Source organism: Lysinibacillus sp. OF-1 (assembly GCF_028356935.1).
In the GTDB taxonomy this organism is placed as follows: domain Bacteria; phylum Bacillota; class Bacilli; order Bacillales_A; family Planococcaceae; genus Lysinibacillus; species Lysinibacillus fusiformis_D.
Window position 1 is genome coordinate 3,518,244 of record NZ_CP102798.1, and the last position, 23,879, is coordinate 3,542,122.

Sequence of the window (23,879 nt, forward strand, 5' to 3'; positions counted from 1 at the left end):
ATAATGGCCCGCCGCATTTAATCCATCGCTTCTATAGTTCTATTCTTCATCATTTTGGAGTTCTATCCACCACTTTTATAGTTTTATCCACTACTTTTAGAATTCTATCCTTCATTTTTATAGTCCTATCCACCACTTTTGCAGTTCTATCCATCCATATAAAAAAACACGCAAACTCTTCACAAGTTTACGTGTTACAATCATTATTTACTTTTGACCGATTGTCGATGCTCAATACGGTGGGGTAGAATAACTGCCTCGTCCTCGACAGGCTCCTTGCTCATTAATTTTGTCAGCAAGCGCATGGCAACTGCTCCAATATCATATAGCGGTAATGCTACACTTGTTAGCTGTGGGCGTACCATTCGCGCTAGCTTTGAGTTCTCAAAGCTGATGACTTCAATATCCTCTGGAACATTTTTGCCTGCGTCTTGTGCGCCATGAATTAAGCCGATTGCCAGCTCATCACTGCCTGCAAAATAAGCTGTTGGTGGATGTTCGAGAGCAGATAATATTTCCCAAGCCTCTAAGCCCATGTCATAGCTAGACTCTTCTGCGGCAATTAATGCCTCATCTATTGGTAAACCAGCATCCTGCAATGCTTTCTTATAGGCTGCTAGCTTGAATTTTCCGTTAATTGTATACGAAAGTGGACCAGTTACGAAACCAATACGTGTATGTCCATTTTGAATAAGTAATGAAATTGCTTCATAGGCCGCTTGGAAATAATCGATATTCACAGTGGCAATTGTCTGCGATTCATCAACCGAGCCAGCTAGCACAATCGGTACTGGAGAATGATCCATCGTTTGTTGCATTTTTTCTGTGACCTCATCACTCATCATAACAATTCCATCTACTTGTTTTCCAAGCATCGTATCCAATAGCTGTAACTCTTTATCTTCATGTTGATCTGAGTTGGCTAAAATAATATTATAACGATACATCGTGGCAATATCCTCTACACCACGAGCCAGCTCCGCATAAACATTGTTTGCAATATCTGGGATAATCACGCCAACTGTTGTTGTTTTCTTACTTGCTAAACCTCGCGCTACTGCGTTTGGACGGTATTCTAATCGCTCAATTACTTCTAATACTTTTTTTCGTGTTGCTGGTTTTACATTTTGATTACCATTGACTACACGAGAGACCGTTGCCATGGAAACATTCGCTTCTCTTGCAACATCATAAATTGTAACAGTCATCGTACGTGCCTCCCTTTTTTCCTATTATAGCCTTATCATACGATAATTTTCATATTATTTTCAAGAAGAACTACGTAAAAACCAAGTACTAATAGTCCTATTCTAGACATTATTTTGTCACGATATAACAAACACCGCCTGCCGAAGTAAGCAAGCGGTGTTCGCTGTTAACAATTAAGCATGAATTTCATGATTCTTCATGAATTTTTGTAGTGTTTCATAGAATGCGTCAAATGTTGGAATGTCCATTTGTTGTTGTGAATCAGACAATGCTACAGATGGATCTGGATGCACTTCTGCCATAACGCCATCAGCGCCAATTGCGATGGCTGCTTTAGCACATGGTAATAATAAATCACGACGACCTGTTGAATGCGTTACATCTACGAATACTGGCAAATGCGTTTCTTGTTTTAAAATTGGTACAGCTGAAATATCTAATGTATTACGTGTTGCTTTTTCATAAGTACGAATACCACGCTCACAAAGGATAATGTTTTCATTGCCTTTAGACATAATATACTCAGCAGCATGAATGAACTCATCAATTGTAGCAGCTAAGCCTCGTTTTAATAGGACAGGTTTATTTGTTGCACCTGCTGCCTTTAATAATTCAAAGTTTTGCATATTACGTGCACCAATTTGGATAACATCTATATAGTCTAATGCTTCCTCTAAATGACCTGGTGTTACGATTTCTGTAATCACACCTAAACCATATTCCTCTGACACACGTTTTAAAATTTTAAGTCCTTCTAGCCCAAGACCTTGGAAGTCATATGGAGAAGTACGTGGTTTATAAGCACCACCGCGAATTAACTTTTCGCCTTTTGCTTTAATAGAAGCGGCAACAGCTGCTACTTGCTCATACGACTCAACTGCACAAGGACCAAATACGAAAGATGGCTTCCCTTGTCCAATTAATTCACCATTGATATTAACAACTGTATCTTCGGATTTCTTTTTACGAGATACAAGCAATTCCTTCTTCTTATCAGCTTCTAATTGTTTTAAAGCTGTTTTAAAGATTTGCTTAAATATATAATCAACCGTCATTTGGTTTAATGGTCCTTGATTGTGTTCTTTAATAAGATCGAGCATGTGTCTTTCACGTAGTGGATCATAGCGATTCACACCTTGCTTTTCTTTAATCTTACCGATTTCATCAACTACAGCTGCACGTTCGTTAATTAGACGAAGAATTTCTAAGTTTAAACCGTCAATTTGACTACGTAAGCTTTCTAAATCTTTTTGGCTCATGCTTACTTGCTCCTCTCCTCATGACAGACACTTTCAGAACTCTGAAATGTATGTTACATTTTTAGATAATAGCATTATTATAATCAATGTTGTTCAGAATGTCACGCATTTTTAATTTAGCGCTTCAACTCGCTAAATTATTTTTCAAGTATGACGCGAAAGGAAGCGATTACATTGAGTTCTAAATTATTCGCACTTGATATTGGTACACGCTCAGTGGTCGGGATTATTCTACAAGAAGAAAATGACCATTTTCATGTGGAAGATATTTTAGTGAAAGAGCATAAAGAACGTGCCATGGTAGATGGTCAAATACATAATGTCATGTATGTGGCAGATTTAATAAATGAAATAAAACGTGAACTCGAAGAAAAACATGGTCCTCTTACAAAGGTAAGTGTGGCTGCCGCAGGTCGATCTTTGAAAACTGAACAAGCTAGTGTGATCATTAATATACGTAATCGGCCTATTTTTACTGAAGAAGATATTAGTCGCTTGGAACTTCAGGCCGTTCAACAAGCACAGCAACAACTTTTACAACAAAAGGAGGATGCAAAGATTAGCCACTATTATTGTGTAGGCTATTCAGTCCTCTATTATCGCTTGGATGGCGAGGAAATCGGCAGTCTGCTCGATCAACAAGGTGATGAAGCACAAATTGAAGTGATTGCCACTTTCCTACCTCGCGTTGTTGTGGAATCACTTATTGCTGCTCTTAAACGGGCAGATTTAGAAATGGAAGCACTGACATTAGAACCTATTGCTGCCATTAATGTGCTCATTCCGCCAACGATGCGTCGCTTAAATGTGGCACTTGTTGATATAGGGGCAGGAACATCTGATATCGCGATCACTGATAAAAGTACAGTTGTGGCCTATGGTATGGTGCCAACAGCTGGCGACGAAATTACAGAAGCATTAAGCGACCACTATTTACTAGACTTCCCTGTAGCAGAAGAGGCAAAACGTCAGCTCCAAACAGCAGAAGAAATATTAATTCAAGATATCCTAGGATTTGATCAGTTTTATCCAAAGGATGAGGTGTTATTAGCAATTGAGCCTGCAGTGAAGCAACTGGCAAAGTCTATTGGTGAAGAAATCTTACGACTCAATAATCGTGTCGCACCGAAAGCCGTTATGTTAGTTGGTGGTGGTAGCTTAACACCCAATCTGACTACAGAACTTGGACAAGTCCTTGACTTACCAGCAAATCGTATCGCTGTTCGAGGTATTGATGCTATTCAAAACCTTACAAAGGAAGAACATATAAAAGCATCACCTGAGTTAGTCACGCCGATTGGAATTGCGATTGCTGCTAAAAAAATGCCGATTCAATATATGAGTTTAACGGTTAATAATCAAGTGGTTCGCCTTTTTGAATTAAAGGAAATGACTGTGGCGGATGCTTTTTTAGCGGCAAATATACGAGCAAAGCAATTATATGGAAAACCTGGACTTGGGCTATCTGTCAGTGTCAATGGACAAGATATTTTTATCCCAGGTGGTCATGGGCAACCAGCAGAAATATTGGTCAATGGCCAACAGGCATCTACCAAAACATTGATTAAATCGGGTGATGCTATTCAGCTAATTGAAGGGCAAGATGGCCAAACTGCAACAGCTACAGTGAGAGATCTTGTTGATGATGCAGCGATAAAAACAATTACAATACAACAAACCAAATATGTGATTGAGCCAAAAATTACTGTCAATCAATCACCTGCATCACTTGATACAATTTTAAATGATCGTGATAGAGTAGTTTTTGATATAGCTGATACAATTGAAGATGTATTTAAAGTCACGAACAACTGGAATTTAGTCAAACAATTTGAATCCTATTCTATTCAAGTGGACAGTCAACCTTTGTATTTACCAGAATTCTCTTCACAGCTAATGATTAATGGAAAAATAGCTAAAATGAGCTATGCGGTTCAAGATGGCGATATCATTAGCTTTCACCAACCATCTTTACCAACCGTACAACGTATAGCAGACCAAATGAACCTTTTGCTAGAGGATAAAATCATTATTCATTTCCAACAGGAAGTTTTAGAACTTAAGAAAACAGCAAATGAGGCGCTCGTCAATCAAAACGTTGTATCACCACTGTCCACTGTGCCGAATGGAGCAACTATCGAATTTAGAGAAAAGGATCGCAGTCGTTGGATTTATCAGGATGTATTCCGTTTCTCTAATTGGCAGTTACCAGGTACATTTAAAGGGAATTTCACGATTTTAAGAAATGGTCAACCAGCAAGCTTTGATACAGAAATATTTGGTGGTGATCAACTAGAAATACTATTAGAAGCTTCACCCATCACTTAAAAAAGGGATACGTTACATCATTATCATGTAACGTATCCCTTTTTATTATGCATTATGCGCGTACTTCTTCATTTGTCTCTTCTGTTTGTTCCTTTATTTCTTGAGCTTTAGGTTCCTCACTAGGAATAAATTCCTCTAGCGGTTCTTCACCCTCAAAGGAAACCGTACCATCATCAAAAACAGCTGGTGCTTTTGCCGTTTTCAATGTTTTTACTTTTTCCACTAATTGTGTAGATTGTTCTTGAAGTTGTTTAGAAAGTTGAACCGTTTTATCTTTTGCAGTTGTCGAGAAGTCTGCACTCTTATCTTTTAACTGAACAGCTTGTACCGCCACATCACTACGTAAATCTTTTCCTGATTTTGGGGCTAACAGTAGACCTGCCGCAGCACCTACGATTCCTCCGACTAATGCGCCAATCACAAAATCTTTCATGTTTACACGCTCCTCTTCATAAATCGAGTCTTGTGAATGATAAAGCTGAGGTAAAGAACTTTCAAGCTGTTGTTCCTTTACTTCGTTAAAATTTGGCTTTTGAGTTGTCATACAACAATTCCTCCCCATCTTATTATCAAATTTGTCTAGACTGGTTGTCCATCTACTTTCACAGATGCATCTACAACTTATGTCTAAGACTTTATTTTTATTCAGTCAGCATGTAATACTCACTGAATAATTATCATTTTTTACGACCCCATTTTCTTTTTGGCTTTTCTTCTACCTGTACCGTTTCAAATGCATAGGCATCCTCAGAAACTGACTCTTGCTCAATGATTTTGCGTTTTTTCCACTTATCCGCAATACCCATCGCCACATTACTCCATTGTACAACCTGTGCAATTTTTTCTTCGTTTTGTTCTACGCTTTTAGAAACAGAAGAAGTGATTTGCTGTACAGAATTATTTAAACCATTAACGGAATCACCAATACCTTTAACAGCTTGAACAACTGAATTTAATTGTTCCGATTTATGTTGAATATCATCTGCTAAGCTATTTGTTTTTGTTAATAAGGACGTTGTTTCACGCGTAATGCCTTCCATTTGTCCTTCAATCCCAGATAATGTCCCAGCTAAACTGTTTAAAATGGACTTGAGCGAAAATAATGTCATACCAACGCTCACACATAAAATTAAAAATCCGATTGCAGCAATAATGGCTGCAATATACAAAATCACTTCCATAAGATAACCTCCTGCTAGTAAATTGTCTTTACTATTACTTTCCCTATCTTCGACAAAAAAAACGGAATTCCTTCTCAAATTTGAGAAAAAACAGCTTAACCCCTACGGACTAAGCTGTTTCATTGTTTGTAAGCACGTCTTCAAAAGCATCTTGGAACTTGTGAACATCACCAGCGCCCATAAATAAAAATACTGCGCCTTTATGTTTTGTTAATATATCAATTCCTTCAGTGGTAATCACTGCACTGCCTTCGATAAGAGACGCTAAATCATGAATAGATAGTGCACCTTGCGTTTCTCTTGCAGAGCCAAATATATCACATAAATAGGCTGTATCTGCAAGGCTCAAACTATCCGCAAAATCTTGTAAAAAAGCTTGGGTACGTGTAAATGTATGTGGTTGGAAAATAGCAACTAGCTCACGTTCAGGGAACTTTTGTCGTGCCGATTGAATTGTTGCACGAATTTCCGTTGGATGGTGTGCATAGTCGTCTATTAAAACAGTATCCCCTATATCGGTTTCAGTAAAACGTCTCTTAACACCTTTATATGTGTGTAGACGCTCCTGAATAATATCAGGTGAAATGCCTTCATATTCGCATAGCGTAATGACAGCCAATGTATTTAAAACAGCATGATCCCCAAATAACGGGATAAAGAAAGTACTATAAAATTCATTGCGAACAAATACATCAAATTTTGTACCTTTAGTTGTTTTTTCTACATTACGCGCTTCGAAGTCATTTTCAGCACCAAATCCATAATAGACAACTGGTACTTTTGCTTGAATACGCTGAAGCTGTTCATCATCACCACATGCGATGATCGCTTTTTTCACTTGTAACGCTAATGATTGAAATGCAGAATATACATCCTCTATGTTGGCAAAGTAGTCTGGATGATCAAAATCGATATTAGTCATCACAGCATAATCTGGATTGTAGGCTAAGAAGTGACGGCGATATTCACATGCTTCCATCACAAAGAAATCAGCATTTTCATGCCCTGCACCTGTACCATCACCAATTAAATAAGATGTTGGCTTATAACCGCCTACAACATGTGCCATCAAGCCTGTTGTAGATGTTTTACCATGCGCACCTGTGATTGCAATGGATGTATAGTTGCCAATATATTCACCTAAAAATTTATGGTAACGAATGATTTCTACACCGATTTCTTGGGCACGTACTAATTCAGGATGATCATCTGGAAACGCATTTCCTGCAATTACTGTCATGCCTTCTTTAATATTATCTGCATTAAATGTAAAAATTGGAATATTACGTTCACGTAACGGCTGCTCCGTGAAGAAATATTTATCGACATCTGAGCCCTGTACTTGTTCACCAGCATCAAATAAGATTTGTGCAAGCGAACTCATGCCAGAACCTTTAATGCCTGTGAAATGAAAAACTGTCATTAATTAAACCCCCCGGGAATTTCAATATCCCATCTATCATCTATTAGGTGTAACGTATTATTTCACGAATCGTTAGGTATTAATACCTTCACAAGTGTTAAAAAATACGTACTATTCAACACATCCTGTCTATTATAGCACTTTTTATGCATAAGGATAGATGTGTAACTTTTCTAAAAAAACTAAAATCGACGTAAATTAGATAATCTAGACGAAAACAATGCAATTCTTATTCAAACATAGTAATTAAATCTTCTTCTGTAATGTAACTTTCACGCGGCTTACTTCCTCTTGCCTCCGAAACAAAGCCATGTGATTCTAACATATCAATTAAACGAGCAGCACGATTATAGCCAATATGATATTTTCGTTGAATCAATGAGGTTGAGGCGCCACCTTGCTCATAGACAAATCGGCAAACATCTTCAAACAGATCATCCTGTTCTGCGGACACCTCTGTTTTCTTCAATAACTCCTCTTGATCGAAAATATAATCAGGCTCTCCCTGCTCACGAACATGCTCAATAATGGCTTCAATTTCATCATCTGTCACAAATGTTCCCTGTAGTCGCACTGGCGCTGACATACCATTACCTAAATATAGCATATCCCCTCGCCCAAGTAATCTTTCTGCTCCCTGCCCATCTAAAATGGTACGAGAATCAATTTGTGAGGAAACAGCAAAGGCAATACGTGTAGGGATATTTGATTTGATTAACCCTGTAATAACATCCACAGAAGGTCTTTGCGTCGCAACAATTAAATGAATACCACAAGCACGTGCCTTTTGAGCAATTCGACAAATGGCCTCCTCTACATCAGCCGGAGACATCATCATTAAATCAGCTAACTCATCAATGACAATTAAAATATAGGGTAGCTTCAAGCTATGCTCATTATTTTTATCTGCTATTGCATTATAACGTGTAATATCACGTGCACCTGCATGAGCAAATAGCTGATAGCGACGCTCCATTTCCTCCACTGCCCATTTCAGTGCAGCCGTTGCTGCCTTCACATCTGTAATAACAGGGCTAACTAAATGCGGTATATGGTTAAATGGTGCAAGCTCTACCATTTTAGGGTCGATCAGCATGAGTTTTAACTCATGTGGTGCAGCTTTATATAATAAACTAACCAAAATAGAATTAATACAAACAGATTTACCCGAACCCGTTGCACCAGCAATTAAGCCATGAGGCATTTTTCGCAAATCTAATGTAACAGGCTTTCCTGTTAAATCAAGACCTAACGCTGCCTCTAATGGAGAATCCGATTCAAGGAAAGAGGCACTATTTGTCACCTCTGACAAGCGAACAGCACGAGATACGCGGTTTGGAATCTCAATACCTATTGAACTTTTTCCAGGGATTGGTGCCTGAATACGAATATCTTTTGCTGCTAAGGCCAGTTTTAAATCATCGGCTAAGTTTCGGATTTTACTAACCTTTGTACCATGGCTCACCGTTATTTCGAATTGCGTAACAGCTGGCCCCTGCATAATCGATTCAATTTGAGCGGAAACCTGGAAATAAGAAAGTGCCTCGACCAATGTATCTCCCTGTTGTTCCATCCAATCCGTATCCTGTGTTTTCTCCTCTGGTGGCTCTAAATACTCATCTGTAGGCTTTTGATAGACATGAACTGGCTTTGCAGGTTTTTCAGCTTCCTGTGCTTCCACTTCAAATACTGGTGGTTCCTCTTGCTTGTCAACAGACTGTACAGGACCATACGCTACAATTTCTGAAATTTCATCAGTGTTGGTAGTTAGTTCTGGTTCTGGTTCTAGCTCTAAATCTGGTTCTAGTTCTGATTCTAGCTCTGACTCTAAACCTCGTTCTAGTTCTGATTCTAGCTCTGACTCTAAACCTCGTTCTAGTTCTGATTCTAGCTCTGACTCTAAACCTCGTTCTAGTTCTGATTCTAGCTCTGGCTCAGTAGTAGCTGAAATTTCATCATTAGCGGCTTTTTCAATTTCTGTTCTTTCTTGCGTTAATACACCAGACATTGTTGTCACAGGTGTCATTGTAATGACTGCTACATTGTCTTCAGAGCTATGTGGAGTAGTAGCATTTCGCGTATCGTCCTTGGCATATTGATGGGATGCTAACTCATCTTGCAATGGCATATGCTCTGTCATTGACTCAACAAGATCCTCTTCTGTTAGCGAATCAGCTGGTTGGGGACGATCTATTATTACAACGCTGTCTAGAGAACATGATTCTTCCTCTTCATAGGCAACCGCCACATCCACTGGTTCGTTTTCCATTGCTTTCTGAGTACTTTCTACATGAAGAGGCTGTGCCTTTTTCATTTGCTGTTGGATTCTCCATTTTTCTTTATCCGTTTTTAACATGAGGACATTAAAAGGAATACGACTTGTTTCTTCCTTCTGCACCGTATCAACAGATTGGTCGTCAACAAGTAATGGGTCATCCTTCGATGGCTGTACAACTGTTACCTCTCCGATATGAATCGTGGAATTTTCGATTTGTACTTGCTCTACTATCATTTCTTTCACGTGAATTTCAGATTGATCGGCAGAAAGTTGTTGAACTGTTTGGTCTTGCAGAACAGCTTCCTTCACTTGATCTTCAAAGGCCATGGCAAATGATGTTGTTTGAGGTATAGCCATATTAGATAACATACTCTCCTGCTCACCATTAGCCTCTACCGATACATCATCATCAAAATGAATAGGCTCATTTGCTAAAGGTAGCTCATCAGGTTCAATGATTTCATGCTGCTCTACTTCAACCATTTGACCTATGCTAGCCGGCTCTTTTTCTTCTAGTATATTTTCATTAGCCTCATTTGTTGTCGTTTCTTTTATAGAGTTCGTAACCGTCACCATTTCGGTATCATGTACCGAGGTTTCTTGCTCCTCGTATTCTTCTTTTCTTTTATCTAATAATTCTTTGATGGGACTTGGTTTTGCAAATCCATAGACGGGTGAAGGTACATCTGTTGGCACAAAGCGTTTACGATTCTCAGGTAAAATGCTTTCAACTTTTTGTTCCTTCCACTGCTTTTTCTCTTTCGAAACAGATGCTGGTGCAGACGCAGACTTAACATTGACTGTCTCATGTTGTGCATCCCGAAACACTAAGCTTGCTCGTGAACGATATTGCTGTTCTACAGGCTGACTTTTCATCGTTGTTTTTCGACCAGTGCGTTTTGAACGATTTGCTAATAAATCACGAATCCCTGAAACCTCCACATCATAAACACTGGAGTCAACAATATGGTGGTTTAAATGCTTCGGTAAAGATAAATCACCAATCTGTCCATAATCATCATTACCCATTTGATCAAACATTTCTTTTTGTGGTGTGTAGGATGTCCCGCTTTCATCATCGTCAATCAATGGAAAACGGAAAGTCTTCTGCTTAGCCATCGGTACTTCATTTTGCGTATGTAGTTGCTCGGTCTGCTCTTCTTCGTAGCCATCATAATATTCTTCATACTCGTAATATTCATCTTCTTTATTTATAAATTTACTAATTTGTTTTTTAAACCAGTTCACTTCGTTTCACTCATTTCTCTTACACTTCATTTATAGCATTGGCTTGATTCATATAATTAATAGCTCAATGTCTATATCAAAAAGCATACCATAAAAACGCTCTTGAAACTTGCATTTAGAGGCTCATTCTAAACAAAAAAATCGTTACGCTACTAGCATATTAGTAACATAACGATTTAGGGCATTTCACCTTGATACAAGGAATAATATCATGATAAAACATTTACATTTTAATAAATTCCTTTTCAAATAAAGGCATTTCTATTTAGTTGGTGTTTCAAAAGCACTACCAATAGTGGCATCTCCCGGTAATACTAAAATTCCTTTTTCAGAAGGAGCGTTAGGAATGGCTAATTCACGAGCTGAGCAAAGCATGCCGTAAGACTCAACACCACGTAAATTTCCTGCTTTAATGAGCATACCTGAAGGCATTACTGCACCAATTTTTGCAACAACTACCTTCTGACCTGCTTCTACATTAGGAGCACCACAAACAATTTGCAATGTCTCATCGCCTACATTTACGGAACAGATACTTAATTTATCAGCGTTCGGATGCTTGTCCTTTGTTTCCACATAACCCACCACAAATTTTGGAGAAAAGTCAACATCAAGGTTGATTGTAGCTCCATTTTTCTCGATGGCTGCAGTTAGTTGTGCTACTAGTTCTGGTGTCACTTCCACTAAGCCTCTTGCATCTGTTTGGATGTAGCTGCTTGCATTAAATAAATTAAACGCCTTTATTTCTCCTGTTTGTGCTTCTTTTAAAATAGCGATATCTCCAGCTCGTTCTACTACTGTTTTCACAATAGACTCAGTTGCTAATTGAACTAGTAAGACATCTCCTACATGCTCTTTGTTGTAAAATACGTTCATTGTTTTTCTTGCTCCTTTTTCACTCTGTTTTTGGCTAAAATAAAGATTGGTTCTAGTTCCCCATCTTCATAAATAAAAGATAATGATGTGATCGGTACTATACCGACAGTAAAGAAATGCATCGTCATCTGTGCTAATACATCATACCCTGTTTCATTGCGAATATCACCTATAATTAACACATCTTGATGTGGCACAGACAATGTCATATCGCCTTCCACCAGTGCTCGCATGTCTGTCAAAAAACTCTCATTTAAAATACGGCTAGCATCGTAGCCATCATTCACATTGACAAAATAAAATAGATTACCTGCTACCTCATCTTTTTTATATGCGGTTGGTAATTGCTTTACTGAAAAGCGTGCCATTTCTCGAATTTGCTCTACCGTTAATTGTAATGCTTCTAGCATGGATTCATCAATAAAACGATAGGTTTTACCCAAATCGAGCGCATAAAAAATACGTGTCTCCGCTGTATGCTCAGTTGTAATAAACGCATGTCCTTCTTTAGATGCTTGGGGATAAGAAGTCGCACGTATAATAGGATAAATTTGTGTAGTCGTTTGAAAGCCTTGTTCTTTTTCTTGCTCCATCGCATTAAAAGTCTGCTCAATCGTATAGACAACTTCCTCAATCGCTGCCTCTTGCTTATCATTGTATTTTGCTAAGATACCAGGTAATGAGAGCTCCATTCCTTTGTCAATCGTCTTATGATTCAATCGTAATTTATCATGCTTTTTATCAAAATGAAATTCGTATTTCTCTTCATTCAATCGTTTTTTTAATAGCTCTATCAGTTGTTCTGATTTCAATTGCTTCATTTCTCTCACATCCTGACTTCAAAATGAAACGGCTCACATGTTTGTGAACCGTCTGTTCAATCCAATCTATTTACTTCATTTTAACCGAATGTACAATTTTCGTCATCTCACGCAAATTAGTTTCAATATGTTTGGTCTGAGAAATCGTTGTCATTTTCACGCCGCCGCTACTAACAATGAGCTCCATCTCATTTTTATCTTCCGTCTTTAGAACCGCAGTGAAGCCAAAACGACCATTCTTGTCATAAGTTAACTCTTCGATAATTTTGTCCGCTTCATTTTCTTTTAAAAGATTATAATAAAGTTTACTGTCTTGTGCTTCTTCATCATTAATAAAAAGAATATAGCTTTCTTTTCCTTTTGAAATCACAATATTATAAGCATCTGAACTGTCTTCAACTTTAAAGTTTGAAGGTAAGTATAATTTGATATCTCCAATTTTCTCCGTATGTTCTTCTGGCTCTTCAGCAAAAACCGTCTCCGTTAATTGGAGCCCATTCGCAATTTGGTCATCAATCGATTGATTACAGCCAGAAAGGACCAGAAGTAAAAGCATCAGGCCGATAGTTTTTAGCCAGGTAAACGACATGTTCCTCTTCCTTTCTCTGCTAACTTTTTTCTATTTTAAAAAAATTATTCATCAGATGCAACCTAACTGCATGCTGAATACTAATTCTATTTAACTATTTTTGTGAAAATGTGAACAAATATTGACCAACCAATAGTGATACAATATGCTCAAACATCATCTGTCGACTCACCAAACCTTGCGTAAAAATACCTACAGCACCTGCACCTTGACGAATATCTCGACGTTTTGTGTATTGCTCCATAATAGGGCCAAGTTCTCCACCACCTCTTATTTCCTGGGCAATTTCTTTTGGTAATATAATTTGTGCACCAGCAGCTGTGAAAATTGTTCCATCAGAAACTGTTAATGCACCCCAATTACAAACATACATTTCATCATCTATTTCAGTTACGCCACCCTCTAAGCCAAATGCGAATTGTGCACCTGTTGTGTTCATGGCGTTTTTTGCACGATTAATCGCCCCTAGTCTCGTTTCTTCATTACTTATTGGTTGATCTGACACTTCAGAAGCAGCTTTCACATGCGTAAAGATGGCATCTTCAAAATATTGTCGAGCAATTACTTCAACTGCCTCTGTCTTCGCTTTATTCATTGTCCCAATGGCTATATTCATCTAATCCCCACTTTCTTTCCATAGAAAAAGATGCCTCTAAAAGGCATCTTGTTAACTTCTTATACATTAGCGCGAATTGTCTCTAATGTCGAACGATCTGCTTTTTTCACTAATTCAACAATTAATGCCTTGGCAGCTGCGTAATCATCAATATGAATAATGGACGCTGACGTGTGAATATAGCGTGAGCAAACACCAATAACAGCGCTTGGAACACCATCATTTGCTGTATGTACTCGCCCTGCGTCAGTTCCTCCCTGAGATACAAAGTACTGGTAAGGAATATGATTTGATTCGGCAGTATCTAAAATAAATTCTCGCATACCACGATGTGTGACCATTGTGCGGTCTAAAATACGAAGTAATGTACCTTTGCCAAGCTGTCCAAATTGATTTTTTTCTCCCGACGTATCGTTGGCAGGAGAAGCATCTAATGCGAAGAATAAATCTGGTTTAATCATATTTGCTGATACTTGAGCACCACGTAAACCTACTTCCTCCATAACATTTGCGCCTGAATATAAATGCGATCCTAGTTTTTCATTTTGTACTTCTTTCATTAACTCAATCGCTAGACCACAGCCATAACGGTTATCCCAAGCCTTAGCCATAATTTTTTTCGGATTGGCCATTGGTGTAAATGGACAAATAGGAATGATAGATTGTCCTGGTCGAACACCCATACCCATTGCATCTTCTTTGTTGTCAGCGCCAACATCGATAAGCATATTTTTTATATCCATCGGCTTAGCACGTTCCGCATCTGTTAATAAATGCGGTGGAATAGATGAAACAACGCCAGGTATTGCGCCATTTTTTGTATAAACTTCTACACGCTGTGCAAGCATAACCTGGTTCCACCAGCCACCTAATGTTTGGAAACGGATCATGCCATTATCTGTAATAGAAGTAACCATAAATGCTACTTCATCCATATGTCCAGCAACCAACACTTTCGGCGCGTCAGCAACCTCACTGCGCTTGACACCAAAGATGCCCCCTAAATTATCTTGAACGATTTCATCCGAGTATTTTTCTAACTCAGAACGCATGAACGCACGTACAGCATGTTCATTCCCCGGAGCGCCTGGTAGTTCTGTTAATGTTTTAAATAATTGTAATGTTTCCTCATTCATGATGACTCTCTCCCCACGAAGTAGAATATTCTTCCTTGCCTATTGTAACACATTTATTTCCGAATTCGAAATATTGATACATTTCCTAAAACTGTTAAAGTGTGAACGTGCATTCACTCCATAGGCTATGCTAAAATATAGGTATAGAAAAAGGAGGAAAGATGTATGAAATTACGTGATTTTTTAATTGGTGTTGCAACTGGCTTAGCTGCCGCAGTCATTATTAAAGAAGCTAGTGAAAAAGTTTCTCCGTTCGTACCTGCAGGACAAGTACTTGAAAACATAAAAAGAGAGTTTAAAAAGGATGCACCGATTGACGGTTCTTGGATTTTTATGAAAACAGAAGATTTCACAAACGGTATTATGACTATCCCAGTATATCGCGGAGGAATCTCTCGTATGAATGAAGGGGAAATGCAGACTTTCGAGTTTGCTGCCGACGCACGCTCTGGTGTTGTCGTGGAACTAACAGAAGTTTAATCATGTATAGACAATAAGAAGCCATCTCCAATGAATGAGATGGCTTCTTATTGTTATTCGGATAAACCTTTATTATTAAAGTACTTTTTATACTTACGATAATAATTCAAGTTATTGAGCGTTAACTTCACCCAACGCTTCGTATTCATATCCTCATTAAAGTAAAGAGAGTTTGTATATTTGCCCTCACTAATTAATTTTTTTGCTTCTAGTTTAAGCTTTTCATTTGATGCATATTTGAATAATACGCCCTTAGGAATAATCATCCATAAATGTTTGTCCTGCACATATGTGACATCTTGCTCGATATTTAACATATGGTCATCAGCGACATACTTCATTAAATTATGACCACTTGCTGTTACATAGTAGCTAGAGCGACCATTACGTAAATTAATTTCAAATAGCTTATACTGCTTGTCTCGAATATCATATTTCATATCGAAATTTGCAAAGCCTGTATAACCGATATCCTCTAAGAAGAATCGTACTTGATCCATTAATTCTTTATCATAGGTTGTAACGATGGCTGCATAACTTCCGATTCCTTCAGGAGAATGTTCTTCTAGAATAGGATTACCTAGACACATCAGCTTTACTTTTCCATCTTTCCCTACGTAAGCATTTAACACACGCATATAAGAATCATCACCAGGAATAAATTCTTGGATAATCATAGTATCCTGATATGTTGAGCTATAAATCGCTTTTAATATGGCCGTTTTTTCCGCATCATCATGCGCAACAAATACTTTTTTCTTACCTGGGAATTTACATGCCCAATATTCTACAGAGTTTGAAGCTTTTAAAATAATAGGGTAATCAAATGGTGGTGTAAAGTTTTCATAGTTATCGGCTGTCACCGTTGTTGTACCTGGATATTTAAAATTATATTGATCACACATTTTATAGAAGTTTTCTTTCAATAAAATTTCATCCATCAACGATTCATCGATGTACGGTACAGTAAAATGCTCTTGTAACGCTGGCTTATTTTTAATAATCAGCTTAGCATAATCGTCTCCACATGCTAAAAGCAATAGTTTTTTATCAGCATATTTTTTTGCAACTTCTGCAAGTGCAGGTGCAAAAACATCTTGTTCATTTAAACGGTCTATTTCTTGAAATTGTAGGATATGGCTATCTTGAGTCGCTGTTAAATGAGAACGTCCTAAGACAAGTGGTTTAATACCATATGCTTCATAAAACGCGCGTGCCATACCATATGCATTCATATCTGATCCTAGTAAAACTGGTAAAAATGGTTGTTCAGTTGCCATGTTTATTTCAACTCTCTTTTGTATTTTAGTATCGTGTTAAGTGTATCATATTTTCTATCCTGTTCACGAACAAAAAAGCGAGGTAATTGACATTTTATATGTCAATTACCTCGGCCTTTGCTGGCGCTATTAAAATGTAATAACAGCTTGTCTACTACGTTCAAGCTTATTGACAATTTCTTTGCCCGTTTCATCCCATTTAATCATACGGTAATATGCATCGTGATAGAAAATAAAGCTATAGCTATTGGTAAGCGCCTCTTTTATAAGTCGCTCTTTGGCAAATACACTTGTCATTGGGTAATCATCATACGCTAATACCCATAATGGATTCTGGTGAGCATGTGTTGGCATAATATCCGCCATATGCAATAATACTTCACCATTTTGCGTTAGCTTGATAACAGCATGTCCCTCACTATGTCCACCTGTATGAATCATTTCGATCCCTGGTACCACTTCCAACGTATCTTCATAGGTTTCAACTAAGTGCTGCACTGGCTCCCAATTCTCTTTCCAATACGTATTTTTAGAGCGGATATTAGGATTACGCATTTCATCCCATTCAATTTTCGTAACAAAAATTTTGGCATTCGGAAAAGTTGGTACAAGTACATCCTCTTCCCATTGTGTTAAGCCACCAGCATGATCAAAATGTAAATGAGTCATTAACACTGCATCAATATCCGCTGTTGTTAACCCCAGTTCCTGTAAGCTTTCCGTTAATGAGGATTCCTCGGTTACACCAAAGTTTCGTAATTGTTTTTCGTTTAATTTATTAAAACCAACTCCTGTATCAATCAGGTAGTTTTTGCCCTCATATTGAATGAGAATGGGTTCTGTTGGTAATTCAATTTGATTTTTTTCATTGACTGGATATTTACGTGACCAAAGCGGCTTCGGTACAACACCAAACATTGCCCCGCCATCTAGGCACGTAACACCCCCGTTAAGCCATGTTAATGACATTTTGTGAAACTGTAACTGATCCATCCATATTCCCCCTACAATTTAATGATAAATTGTGATTCTAAGCGATAAATCGGCTGCCCTTTCGCAGAAAATTTCTCCTCATATTCCGTCATCACATTATCCTCTGGCATATTTGCATGTAGGTCGAGAGATACATACTTTAGTAACATACCATATTCAGACATACTGATTAAAGAATACTCGAACAGACCACGGTTATCCGTTTTAAAATGGACTTCCCCATTATCCACTAAAATCGACTCATATAATTTCAAAAAACCCTCGTGCGTTAAACGTCTTTTTGCATGACGTGTTTTTGGCCAAGGATCTGAGAAATTCAGGTATACACGTGATACATCATTTTTATCAAAGAATTTATATAAATCTGCGCCATTTACTTTTAGTAAGCGTAAATTCGCTGGAGATTTTGCCTCTAGCACTTTTTCTAGTGCACAAACAATCACACTATCATAAAGCTCAATGCCAATATAATTAATCGTTGGGTTTTGCAAAGCCATACCTGTAACAAATTGCCCTTTTCCAGAACCTACTTCAATATGGATAGGATTGTCATTTCCGAAAACAGACTGCCACTTACCTTTAAAGTCTTCAGGATTTGGAATAATCACCTCTGGGTGATCTGTAATCATTTCCTCTGCCCAAGGCTTATTTCTTAATCTCAATGTTGTTCCTCATTTCTTTCTTGTGAAGTTATTGATGTTTTATAGTATAACGTATTCCCCTACAATTCGCATGAAATTATTGCACAATGATATTTTTAGGCATCTTTAGCAATAACCTGCCATGCATTTTGCTGTACTGTACAGTGTATAGGGATCCCTTGATTCACAACGCCCACGTAATTGCCATCCGTATGACAATCAACCTGATGAGCGCGTACACTCATATCAAAGTGTTGGCCCTGTAAAAAAGTAATTTCCTTAAATTTTGTATGCTTTTCAAAAAAAACAGTGATAAAAACAAGTAATAATTTGATACGTGATATTCCATGGACAATCGTTATATCCACAAGGCCATCATCTGCTTTTGCAGCTGGTGATATTTTCATGCCTCCCCCGAAATAAGGCTGATTACTCATCGCTACAAACCATGCCTGCTGGAATTGCCATTCTTGTTCACCTGAACGAATCGTTACATCAAAACGCTTAAAGCGAAATAACCCTCTCATAACAGCTACAGCATAGGAAAGCTTTCCTAACCCAATTTTATTGAGATAAAATTTAAGACGAGATGTATTAATTGATTTTGTCACATAGGCATCGAAGCCTATACCCGCATTATTAACGAAAATTTCATTCCATTTATCACCGAGCTGAATAATTCCTGCATCCATCTGTGTATTGGCCATAGTGTTCCTTATATAGGCCTCTATTTGCCTCGCATGTTGAAAGCTTGGGAAAAAGCGGGCAAAATCATTGCCAGAGCCTGCTCGAACGACACCTATAATGACGTATTTATTATGTACAACACCACTAACTACCTCATGGATGGTGCCATCACCACCAACAACGACAAGTAACATGTGTTCTTGCTGTTGCTGAGCCCATTGTTTGGCTATTTCCTTCCCATGTCCTTCATATTCCGTAAAAGCTACTTGATAGGTGATCGTTAGTTGCTGTTGCAGCTGAAGCCAAACCCTCTTGCCTTTCCCATTTCCTGCTGCCTCATTGACAATAAATAATACCTGCATATATCAGTCCTTTGTTGGTTGTGGCGCTTGCTGCCAAATGTCTCGATTAAAGGAGGTTGTTTGGACAGTATTTAAAATTGTTTGAGCAGCCCGTATTTGCATATGCTTCATAGGAGAGGAAACTTTTCTCAACTGCTCTATCCATTCGTGGTAATTTCGACGATCAACAAAGCGAATCCCAAATGGTGCACCAGGATAATCAAAATAACCATTCCGAGTTAGCACAACTTTACGGATAGGCATATCTATATTCTCTTGTTTAAATAATTGCGATAGCACCGATTCCATCCGCCCTAAATTAATTGTTGGATTCAGTACTTTAACGTCCTTAGTTCCCACTTTCTTCATCCAGAAGCGATCACTCCCACCTACATAGACAGCTTGATTTTCAGCTTCTAACACCGTAATACAAATACATTCTGTTGGTGACATGAGTACTACATCAAGCTCAATAGGGGCTTTTCTTATTTGTAGAATAGGATAATAAAACAACAAATAGTTATCTGGTAACGTTTGCAATAATGTACGTAGTAAAGAGTCACGCATGAAACGAGGATCTACATATGATTTTTCACGTAATGTTGAACTAGCCCATTTCATTTGAAAATGGAAAAATTGATCGATAAACATTCGTTTCAGCTCATGGATGGATTGTGGTGCAAACACAATTTTAGGTTCAAATGTGAGCGTCGTTTCTTCTTCTGGAATGGTATCTTCATCACTGACAAGCTCGTTGGATATTTCTAGTTTTTCAACATCCTCAGTTGCTTCCTTTTGGCGGCCAGCAAAGATTTTTTTGAAGAAGGAAAACCGTTCCTTTTCTTCGAAGGCATTTGTTTCTGCCTCATTGTCGTCATGTTGCCATTCGCTTATATCCTCTCCCAATTCCCACTGACGCTTAATGCGCTCCCACTGACTTTTCTTTAAGCGCACAAATTGAGTTGGATATCTCGCTAAATCAATTTGATAGCGTGAAATATAATCTTGTAATTTCACCAATTGTGCCATGTAAAGGTCACTCCATTCTTACTCACCATATCTATATTTCTTTTTATCTTGATTCAGCAATTGTTTTTTGTACTAAAAGCGTGTGTTCAAACGCTCGCTGAAATAGGGAGAACACTGTCAAAAAGCATCATGCCCTGAAGCAATGACGACGTGATCTACTCCATGTTGTCCCGAATTCCCCGACGAATGTTACAACCTTTAAGAGAAGATAATTAACTGCTCACACAACAGGATGACTTGAGGTTAACTTCTTACTTGCAGGCTTGAAAAAAATTTAGACACTATTACACCGAGACATCATGGATTACGATTGCTTTAGTAGAAAAAGAGGCAATTGTATACATTACATCGACATTTGTTCTACGAATTTCAATCTGTAAAATTATTCTTTCCTATCCTTTTTATTTTACATGACGACACTCAACATTACATCCATAAAAAAGAGAACTATCCTTATTGGTAGTTCTCTAAATGTTTTTTTATTTTGTATTTGAAGAAAGTGGTAATTTCGCTTCAAAAGCTTGTTGCAATTGACGTGTCCATTCCCCTGGTACACCAGCACCAATTTGGTTTCCATCAACATCCACTACAGGCGTCACTTCAGAAGATACAGACGAAACAATGATTTCATCCATCGTTAATAAATCAGCTTTTGTCATCGGCTCTTCCACGACAGGTAAATTAATTTCCTCTGCACATTTTAAAATGACTTGACGGGTAATGCCATTTAAAATGAAGTTATTCGCTGGATGTGTATAAAGCTTGCCGTCTTTAATACCATAAACATTCGCTGATGAGCATTCTGTCACGATATCCCCACGATGTAATATCGCTTCATAGCAACCTTTTTCAGCAGCCTCTTGCTTTGCTAATACGGCACCAAGTAGGTTTAAAGATTTGATATCACAGCGTAACCAACGAATATCCTCAACAAAAGTAGCCTTTACCCCTTTTTCAAAGTTTTCATATGCACGTTCACCCTCTTTAACATTACCAGTTAATACAGCTGGAACACTCGCATCTGGGAAAACATGATTACGGGCATTAGCACCACGTGTAATTTGGAAGTATACATGCCCTGTATCTAGATTATTTTTTTCAATTAGCTCATGTAATAATTTGTGTAAAACGTCCTTTGTATAAGGAATAACAAGACGAATTTTTTCGGCGCTTGCATAGAAACGATCAATATGCTCTTGTGCTGTAAACATATTTCCGTTATAAACTTTGATTACCTCATAAATGCCGTCACCGAATTGATAACCTCGGTCTTCTGGAGATATCACAATCGATCCTTCTTCAACAATTTGATCATTCCATAATGAATATGCCATGTTTTGTTCATCCTTTTCGTCTTTTAGTTATTTTTTTCCTGCAAGTTCAACAATTGCTTCAGCATAAATTGCTGCAGCTTTAACGAGATTTTCAACGACAACAAACTCATCTGCACAATGCGCTACATCTGGCTCTCCCGGAAACAGCATGCCAAATGCCACACCTTTTTTCATCACACGTGCATACGTCCCACCACCTGTCGATAATAGAGGTGTTTCTCTATCACCCGTTTGACGTCTATAAATAGCTGCTAATGTTTGGATAAATGGATCATCTTCACTGACATAATGCGGTTTGGAATCGTCTTGAATATCTAGTGAGAACCCTTTTTCCACCGTTAAGCGTTGAGCCGCCGTTATTTTTTCATCGAATGGGTAGGACACAGAATAGCGCATACTAATTACTAAACTGCCACCTTTATGAACATCATAGCTGACGATACCTGGATTTAATGTAGTTTTTCCTGACATTGCATCCTCAAACTGTAGCGCAAGCTGATGGCCGTAATGATCCTGATAAAAAACATGTGCGATAAAGTCAACAAATTGTTTACTTGCCTCTGTCGTCAACTCTTGTTGTAAAAATGCTGCAAGATAAACAGCTGCATTAACACCTTTTTCTGGTTCCATTGCATGGGCTGCTTTACCTTTGATAGTTATTATATAGCGAGAGTCCTCCATTAATAAAGAGCCATCTAGCTGATTTTTGCTTAAAAATGTTTGAAAATTCTGTTCGAATGACTCGGAGACATGCTGAATTGTTGCTTTCGCAAAATCAGGTACCATATTTGGGCGCTTTCCTGCATTAAATAGTAGTAGTTGTTCTTTCGTTGCATCACCTATTTTATTTTGAGAGAACACAAGCTCGGCAATGCCTTTTTCCGCATTGATGAGCGGGAAATCCGCATCTGGTGCAAAACCAATTGTCGGCATTTCCTCTTGTTTAAAATAGTGGTCGACACAGCGGAATCCTGTTTCTTCATCCGTACCAATAATCATTCGTACTCTTTTTTCTAATGGAATACCCGCTTCTTTCACAAGCTTCATAGCCATCCATGCCGCAATCGTAGGACCTTTATCGTCAATCGCACCACGTGCATATAACTTACCGTCTGCTACTGTACCGCTGAATGGTGGGTATGTCCAGTCAGCTTCGTCTCCAACCGGTACAACATCAACATGACATAAAATACCAAGTAATTCTTCACCTGAACCCATTTCAATATGCCCAGCATAATTATCAACATTTTTCGTTTGTAAGCCTTCGTTCTGACCTTTTGCTAGTAACCATTCAAGCGCTTGAAGTGGACCATCTCCAAATGGTACTTCAGTAGTTATTGTATCCTCATCAAGAACACTATTAATTTGCACAAGCTCCTGTAACTCTTGTATCAATTCATCTTGCCTTTCTTTTGCAGCCTGTAACCAATCCATACCATATACCTCCTTCAAAGTATCAACATTATTCTACACCTTACAACATATATGACAATCAGCTTTCTGACAACTATTTTCAGTAACTTCTACTGACACTACCACATATAGCATGTTTTTCACGTATTCCCACAAAATACAGTATAAAATTTATATTTCAAATGTAAATTTCTCTTGCATTCACTAGAAAATTAAGTAGTTTTTCTATATAATGAAGTTATCAGAATAATTGTTCTGACTATAAAATTAGAAAAGGGGATGTCTAAGGCAGCTACTTATTAGCCTAAGTGCACTCCGCACATATTGTCGTCCGCTAGTCTTTGCCAAGAGAATTAAGATGAAGGAGTGGTTCATTTAATGAAACCAACTACTGATCGAATGCTTAATCGTATTAAAGACGTGTACATGTTTATTTTAGACAAAGGAACCGTGTCTACACAGGATTTAGTCGAAGAGTTTAGTATCACTCCTCGCACCGTTCAAAGAGATTTGAACGTGTTAGCCTTTAACGATTTGGTAATGAGTCCAAGTCGAGGCAAATGGACAACGACGAAGAAAAAAGTAAAAATGACGTCTTAGTTTTACGTTTTGTACGTAAAGCATTGTGTATGGAAAAAGAATGACCTTTCGTCGGGGTCATTCTTTTTTGTCGTTATAAGCGTATTAGATTTTTTTATGGCTTATTGGAAGGGCCAG

General features: G+C 38.0%; 21 protein-coding genes. 3 read left to right on the forward strand and 18 right to left on the reverse strand.

Going from position 1 to position 23,879, the window contains the following annotated elements; genetic code table 11:
• Window positions 1-203: 203 nt before the first annotated feature.
• Both ccpA and NV349_RS17175 read right to left on the reverse strand, forming a co-directional pair.
• Window positions 204-1,208 (reverse strand): catabolite control protein A, encoded by a 1,005-nt coding sequence (gene ccpA / locus NV349_RS17170; protein WP_036118832.1) that lies wholly within the window; start codon window positions 1,206-1,208, stop codon window positions 204-206.
• 174 nt (window positions 1,209-1,382) lie between these two features.
• Window positions 1,383-2,468, reverse strand: a complete 1,086-nt coding sequence (locus NV349_RS17175) for a bifunctional 3-deoxy-7-phosphoheptulonate synthase/chorismate mutase (RefSeq protein WP_036118830.1) — start codon at window positions 2,466-2,468, stop codon at window positions 1,383-1,385.
• A gap of 174 nt (window positions 2,469-2,642) precedes the next feature.
• On the opposite strand from NV349_RS17175, the gene pilM reads away from it, so the two are divergent.
• The gene (gene pilM, locus NV349_RS17180; RefSeq protein WP_271910725.1) at window positions 2,643-4,796 is read left to right on the forward strand and encodes a pilus assembly protein PilM; all 2,154 of its coding nucleotides are present in this window, start codon (window positions 2,643-2,645) and stop codon (window positions 4,794-4,796) included.
• Window positions 4,797-4,848: 52 nt separating this feature from the next.
• Here pilM and NV349_RS17185 read toward each other — a convergent pair whose 3' ends face one another.
• The 9 genes from NV349_RS17185 to NV349_RS17225 form a co-directional block, all read right to left on the reverse strand.
• The gene (locus NV349_RS17185; RefSeq protein WP_036118827.1) at window positions 4,849-5,340 is read right to left on the reverse strand and encodes a YtxH domain-containing protein; all 492 of its coding nucleotides are present in this window, start codon (window positions 5,338-5,340) and stop codon (window positions 4,849-4,851) included.
• A gap of 133 nt (window positions 5,341-5,473) precedes the next feature.
• A complete protein-coding gene (locus NV349_RS17190) occupies window positions 5,474-5,977 on the reverse strand; it encodes a DUF948 domain-containing protein (protein ID WP_036118825.1) in 504 nt (167 codons plus the stop codon).
• A gap of 109 nt (window positions 5,978-6,086) precedes the next feature.
• Entirely contained in the window at window positions 6,087-7,400 is a 1,314-nt protein-coding gene (gene murC, locus NV349_RS17195; protein WP_036118824.1) for a UDP-N-acetylmuramate--L-alanine ligase, read from the reverse strand.
• 229 nt (window positions 7,401-7,629) lie between these two features.
• On the reverse strand, window positions 7,630-10,926 hold the full coding sequence (locus NV349_RS17200; protein ID WP_101966541.1) for a DNA translocase FtsK: 3,297 nt from the start codon (window positions 10,924-10,926) through the stop codon (window positions 7,630-7,632).
• 261 nt (window positions 10,927-11,187) lie between these two features.
• Complete coding sequence (gene ytpR, locus NV349_RS17205; protein WP_036118820.1) at window positions 11,188-11,802, reverse strand: YtpR family tRNA-binding protein; 615 nt, start codon at window positions 11,800-11,802, stop codon at window positions 11,188-11,190.
• Window positions 11,799-12,623 carry a DUF1444 domain-containing protein gene (locus NV349_RS17210; protein ID WP_036118818.1) on the reverse strand — a complete coding sequence of 275 codons (825 nt, stop codon included), beginning with the start codon at window positions 12,621-12,623 and terminating at the stop codon, window positions 11,799-11,801. The genes ytpR and NV349_RS17210 overlap by 4 nt, the downstream gene beginning before the upstream one ends.
• A gap of 70 nt (window positions 12,624-12,693) precedes the next feature.
• Complete coding sequence (locus NV349_RS17215) at window positions 12,694-13,212, reverse strand: hypothetical protein (RefSeq protein ID WP_036118816.1); 519 nt, start codon at window positions 13,210-13,212, stop codon at window positions 12,694-12,696.
• A gap of 94 nt (window positions 13,213-13,306) precedes the next feature.
• The gene (locus NV349_RS17220) at window positions 13,307-13,828 is read right to left on the reverse strand and encodes a DUF84 family protein (protein WP_036118814.1); all 522 of its coding nucleotides are present in this window, start codon (window positions 13,826-13,828) and stop codon (window positions 13,307-13,309) included.
• A 59-nt stretch (window positions 13,829-13,887) separates the two neighbouring features.
• Window positions 13,888-14,964 carry a M42 family metallopeptidase gene (locus NV349_RS17225; RefSeq protein ID WP_036118812.1) on the reverse strand — a complete coding sequence of 359 codons (1,077 nt, stop codon included), beginning with the start codon at window positions 14,962-14,964 and terminating at the stop codon, window positions 13,888-13,890.
• Window positions 14,965-15,129: 165 nt separating this feature from the next.
• Here NV349_RS17225 and NV349_RS17230 point away from each other — a divergent pair, with 165 nt between their 5' ends.
• Window positions 15,130-15,444: a peptidase M4 gene (locus NV349_RS17230; protein ID WP_036118810.1), complete on the forward strand. Its 315-nt coding sequence runs from the start codon at window positions 15,130-15,132 to the stop codon at window positions 15,442-15,444.
• Window positions 15,445-15,497: 53 nt separating this feature from the next.
• On the opposite strand, the gene NV349_RS17235 is transcribed toward NV349_RS17230, so the two are convergent.
• The 7 genes from NV349_RS17235 to pepV form a co-directional block, all read right to left on the reverse strand.
• On the reverse strand, window positions 15,498-16,724 hold the full coding sequence (locus tag NV349_RS17235; protein ID WP_036118808.1) for a carboxylate--amine ligase: 1,227 nt from the start codon (window positions 16,722-16,724) through the stop codon (window positions 15,498-15,500).
• A gap of 129 nt (window positions 16,725-16,853) precedes the next feature.
• Window positions 16,854-17,717 carry a YtnP family quorum-quenching lactonase gene (locus NV349_RS17240; RefSeq protein WP_036118806.1) on the reverse strand — a complete coding sequence of 288 codons (864 nt, stop codon included), beginning with the start codon at window positions 17,715-17,717 and terminating at the stop codon, window positions 16,854-16,856.
• 11 nt (window positions 17,718-17,728) lie between these two features.
• Window positions 17,729-18,379 carry a tRNA (guanosine(46)-N7)-methyltransferase TrmB gene (trmB, locus tag NV349_RS17245; protein WP_036118804.1) on the reverse strand — a complete coding sequence of 217 codons (651 nt, stop codon included), beginning with the start codon at window positions 18,377-18,379 and terminating at the stop codon, window positions 17,729-17,731.
• Between the two features lie 95 nt (window positions 18,380-18,474).
• Window positions 18,475-19,407, reverse strand: coding sequence for a diacylglycerol/lipid kinase family protein (locus NV349_RS17250; RefSeq protein WP_036118802.1), 933 nt, complete (start codon window positions 19,405-19,407; stop codon window positions 18,475-18,477).
• Between the two features lie 3 nt (window positions 19,408-19,410).
• Window positions 19,411-20,415: a nuclease-related domain-containing protein gene (locus NV349_RS17255; protein WP_101966543.1), complete on the reverse strand. Its 1,005-nt coding sequence runs from the start codon at window positions 20,413-20,415 to the stop codon at window positions 19,411-19,413.
• A 479-nt stretch (window positions 20,416-20,894) separates the two neighbouring features.
• Complete coding sequence (gene dat, locus NV349_RS17260; protein ID WP_036118799.1) at window positions 20,895-21,749, reverse strand: D-amino-acid transaminase; 855 nt, start codon at window positions 21,747-21,749, stop codon at window positions 20,895-20,897.
• Window positions 21,750-21,776: 27 nt separating this feature from the next.
• A complete protein-coding gene (gene pepV / locus NV349_RS17265) occupies window positions 21,777-23,183 on the reverse strand; it encodes a dipeptidase PepV (RefSeq protein WP_271910730.1) in 1,407 nt (468 codons plus the stop codon).
• A gap of 357 nt (window positions 23,184-23,540) precedes the next feature.
• Between pepV and NV349_RS17270 the strand changes: the two genes are divergently transcribed.
• Window positions 23,541-23,762, forward strand: a complete 222-nt coding sequence (locus NV349_RS17270; protein ID WP_036118795.1) for a DeoR family transcriptional regulator — start codon at window positions 23,541-23,543, stop codon at window positions 23,760-23,762.
• The last annotated feature ends 117 nt before the right edge of the window (window positions 23,763-23,879 follow it).

Excerpts from the sequence above, each read along its gene's own strand:
- ccpA (WP_036118832.1), bottom strand. The coding sequence starts at position 1,208 with ATGACTGTTACAATTTATGATGTTGCAAGAGAAGCGAATGTTTCCATG.
- NV349_RS17175 (WP_036118830.1), bottom strand. The coding sequence starts at position 2,468 with ATGAGCCAAAAAGATTTAGAAAGCTTACGTAGTCAAATTGACGGTTTA.
- NV349_RS17185 (WP_036118827.1), bottom strand. The coding sequence starts at position 5,340 with ATGACAACTCAAAAGCCAAATTTTAACGAAGTAAAGGAACAACAGCTT.
- NV349_RS17190 (WP_036118825.1), bottom strand. The coding sequence starts at position 5,977 with ATGGAAGTGATTTTGTATATTGCAGCCATTATTGCTGCAATCGGATTT.
- murC (WP_036118824.1), bottom strand. The coding sequence starts at position 7,400 with ATGACAGTTTTTCATTTCACAGGCATTAAAGGTTCTGGCATGAGTTCG.
- ytpR (WP_036118820.1), bottom strand. The coding sequence starts at position 11,802 with ATGAACGTATTTTACAACAAAGAGCATGTAGGAGATGTCTTACTAGTT.
- NV349_RS17210 (WP_036118818.1), bottom strand. The coding sequence starts at position 12,623 with ATGAAGCAATTGAAATCAGAACAACTGATAGAGCTATTAAAAAAACGA.
- NV349_RS17215 (WP_036118816.1), bottom strand. The coding sequence starts at position 13,212 with ATGTCGTTTACCTGGCTAAAAACTATCGGCCTGATGCTTTTACTTCTG.
- NV349_RS17220 (WP_036118814.1), bottom strand. The coding sequence starts at position 13,828 with ATGAATATAGCCATTGGGACAATGAATAAAGCGAAGACAGAGGCAGTT.
- NV349_RS17225 (WP_036118812.1), bottom strand. The coding sequence starts at position 14,964 with ATGAATGAGGAAACATTACAATTATTTAAAACATTAACAGAACTACCA.
- NV349_RS17230 (WP_036118810.1), top strand. The coding sequence starts at position 15,130 with ATGAAATTACGTGATTTTTTAATTGGTGTTGCAACTGGCTTAGCTGCC.
- NV349_RS17235 (WP_036118808.1), bottom strand. The coding sequence starts at position 16,724 with ATGGCAACTGAACAACCATTTTTACCAGTTTTACTAGGATCAGATATG.
- NV349_RS17240 (WP_036118806.1), bottom strand. The coding sequence starts at position 17,717 with ATGGATCAGTTACAGTTTCACAAAATGTCATTAACATGGCTTAACGGG.
- NV349_RS17250 (WP_036118802.1), bottom strand. The coding sequence starts at position 19,407 with ATGCAGGTATTATTTATTGTCAATGAGGCAGCAGGAAATGGGAAAGGC.
- NV349_RS17255 (WP_101966543.1), bottom strand. The coding sequence starts at position 20,415 with ATGGCACAATTGGTGAAATTACAAGATTATATTTCACGCTATCAAATT.
- dat (WP_036118799.1), bottom strand. The coding sequence starts at position 21,749 with ATGGCATATTCATTATGGAATGATCAAATTGTTGAAGAAGGATCGATT.
- pepV (WP_271910730.1), bottom strand. The coding sequence starts at position 23,183 with ATGGATTGGTTACAGGCTGCAAAAGAAAGGCAAGATGAATTGATACAA.
- NV349_RS17270 (WP_036118795.1), top strand. The coding sequence starts at position 23,541 with ATGAAACCAACTACTGATCGAATGCTTAATCGTATTAAAGACGTGTAC.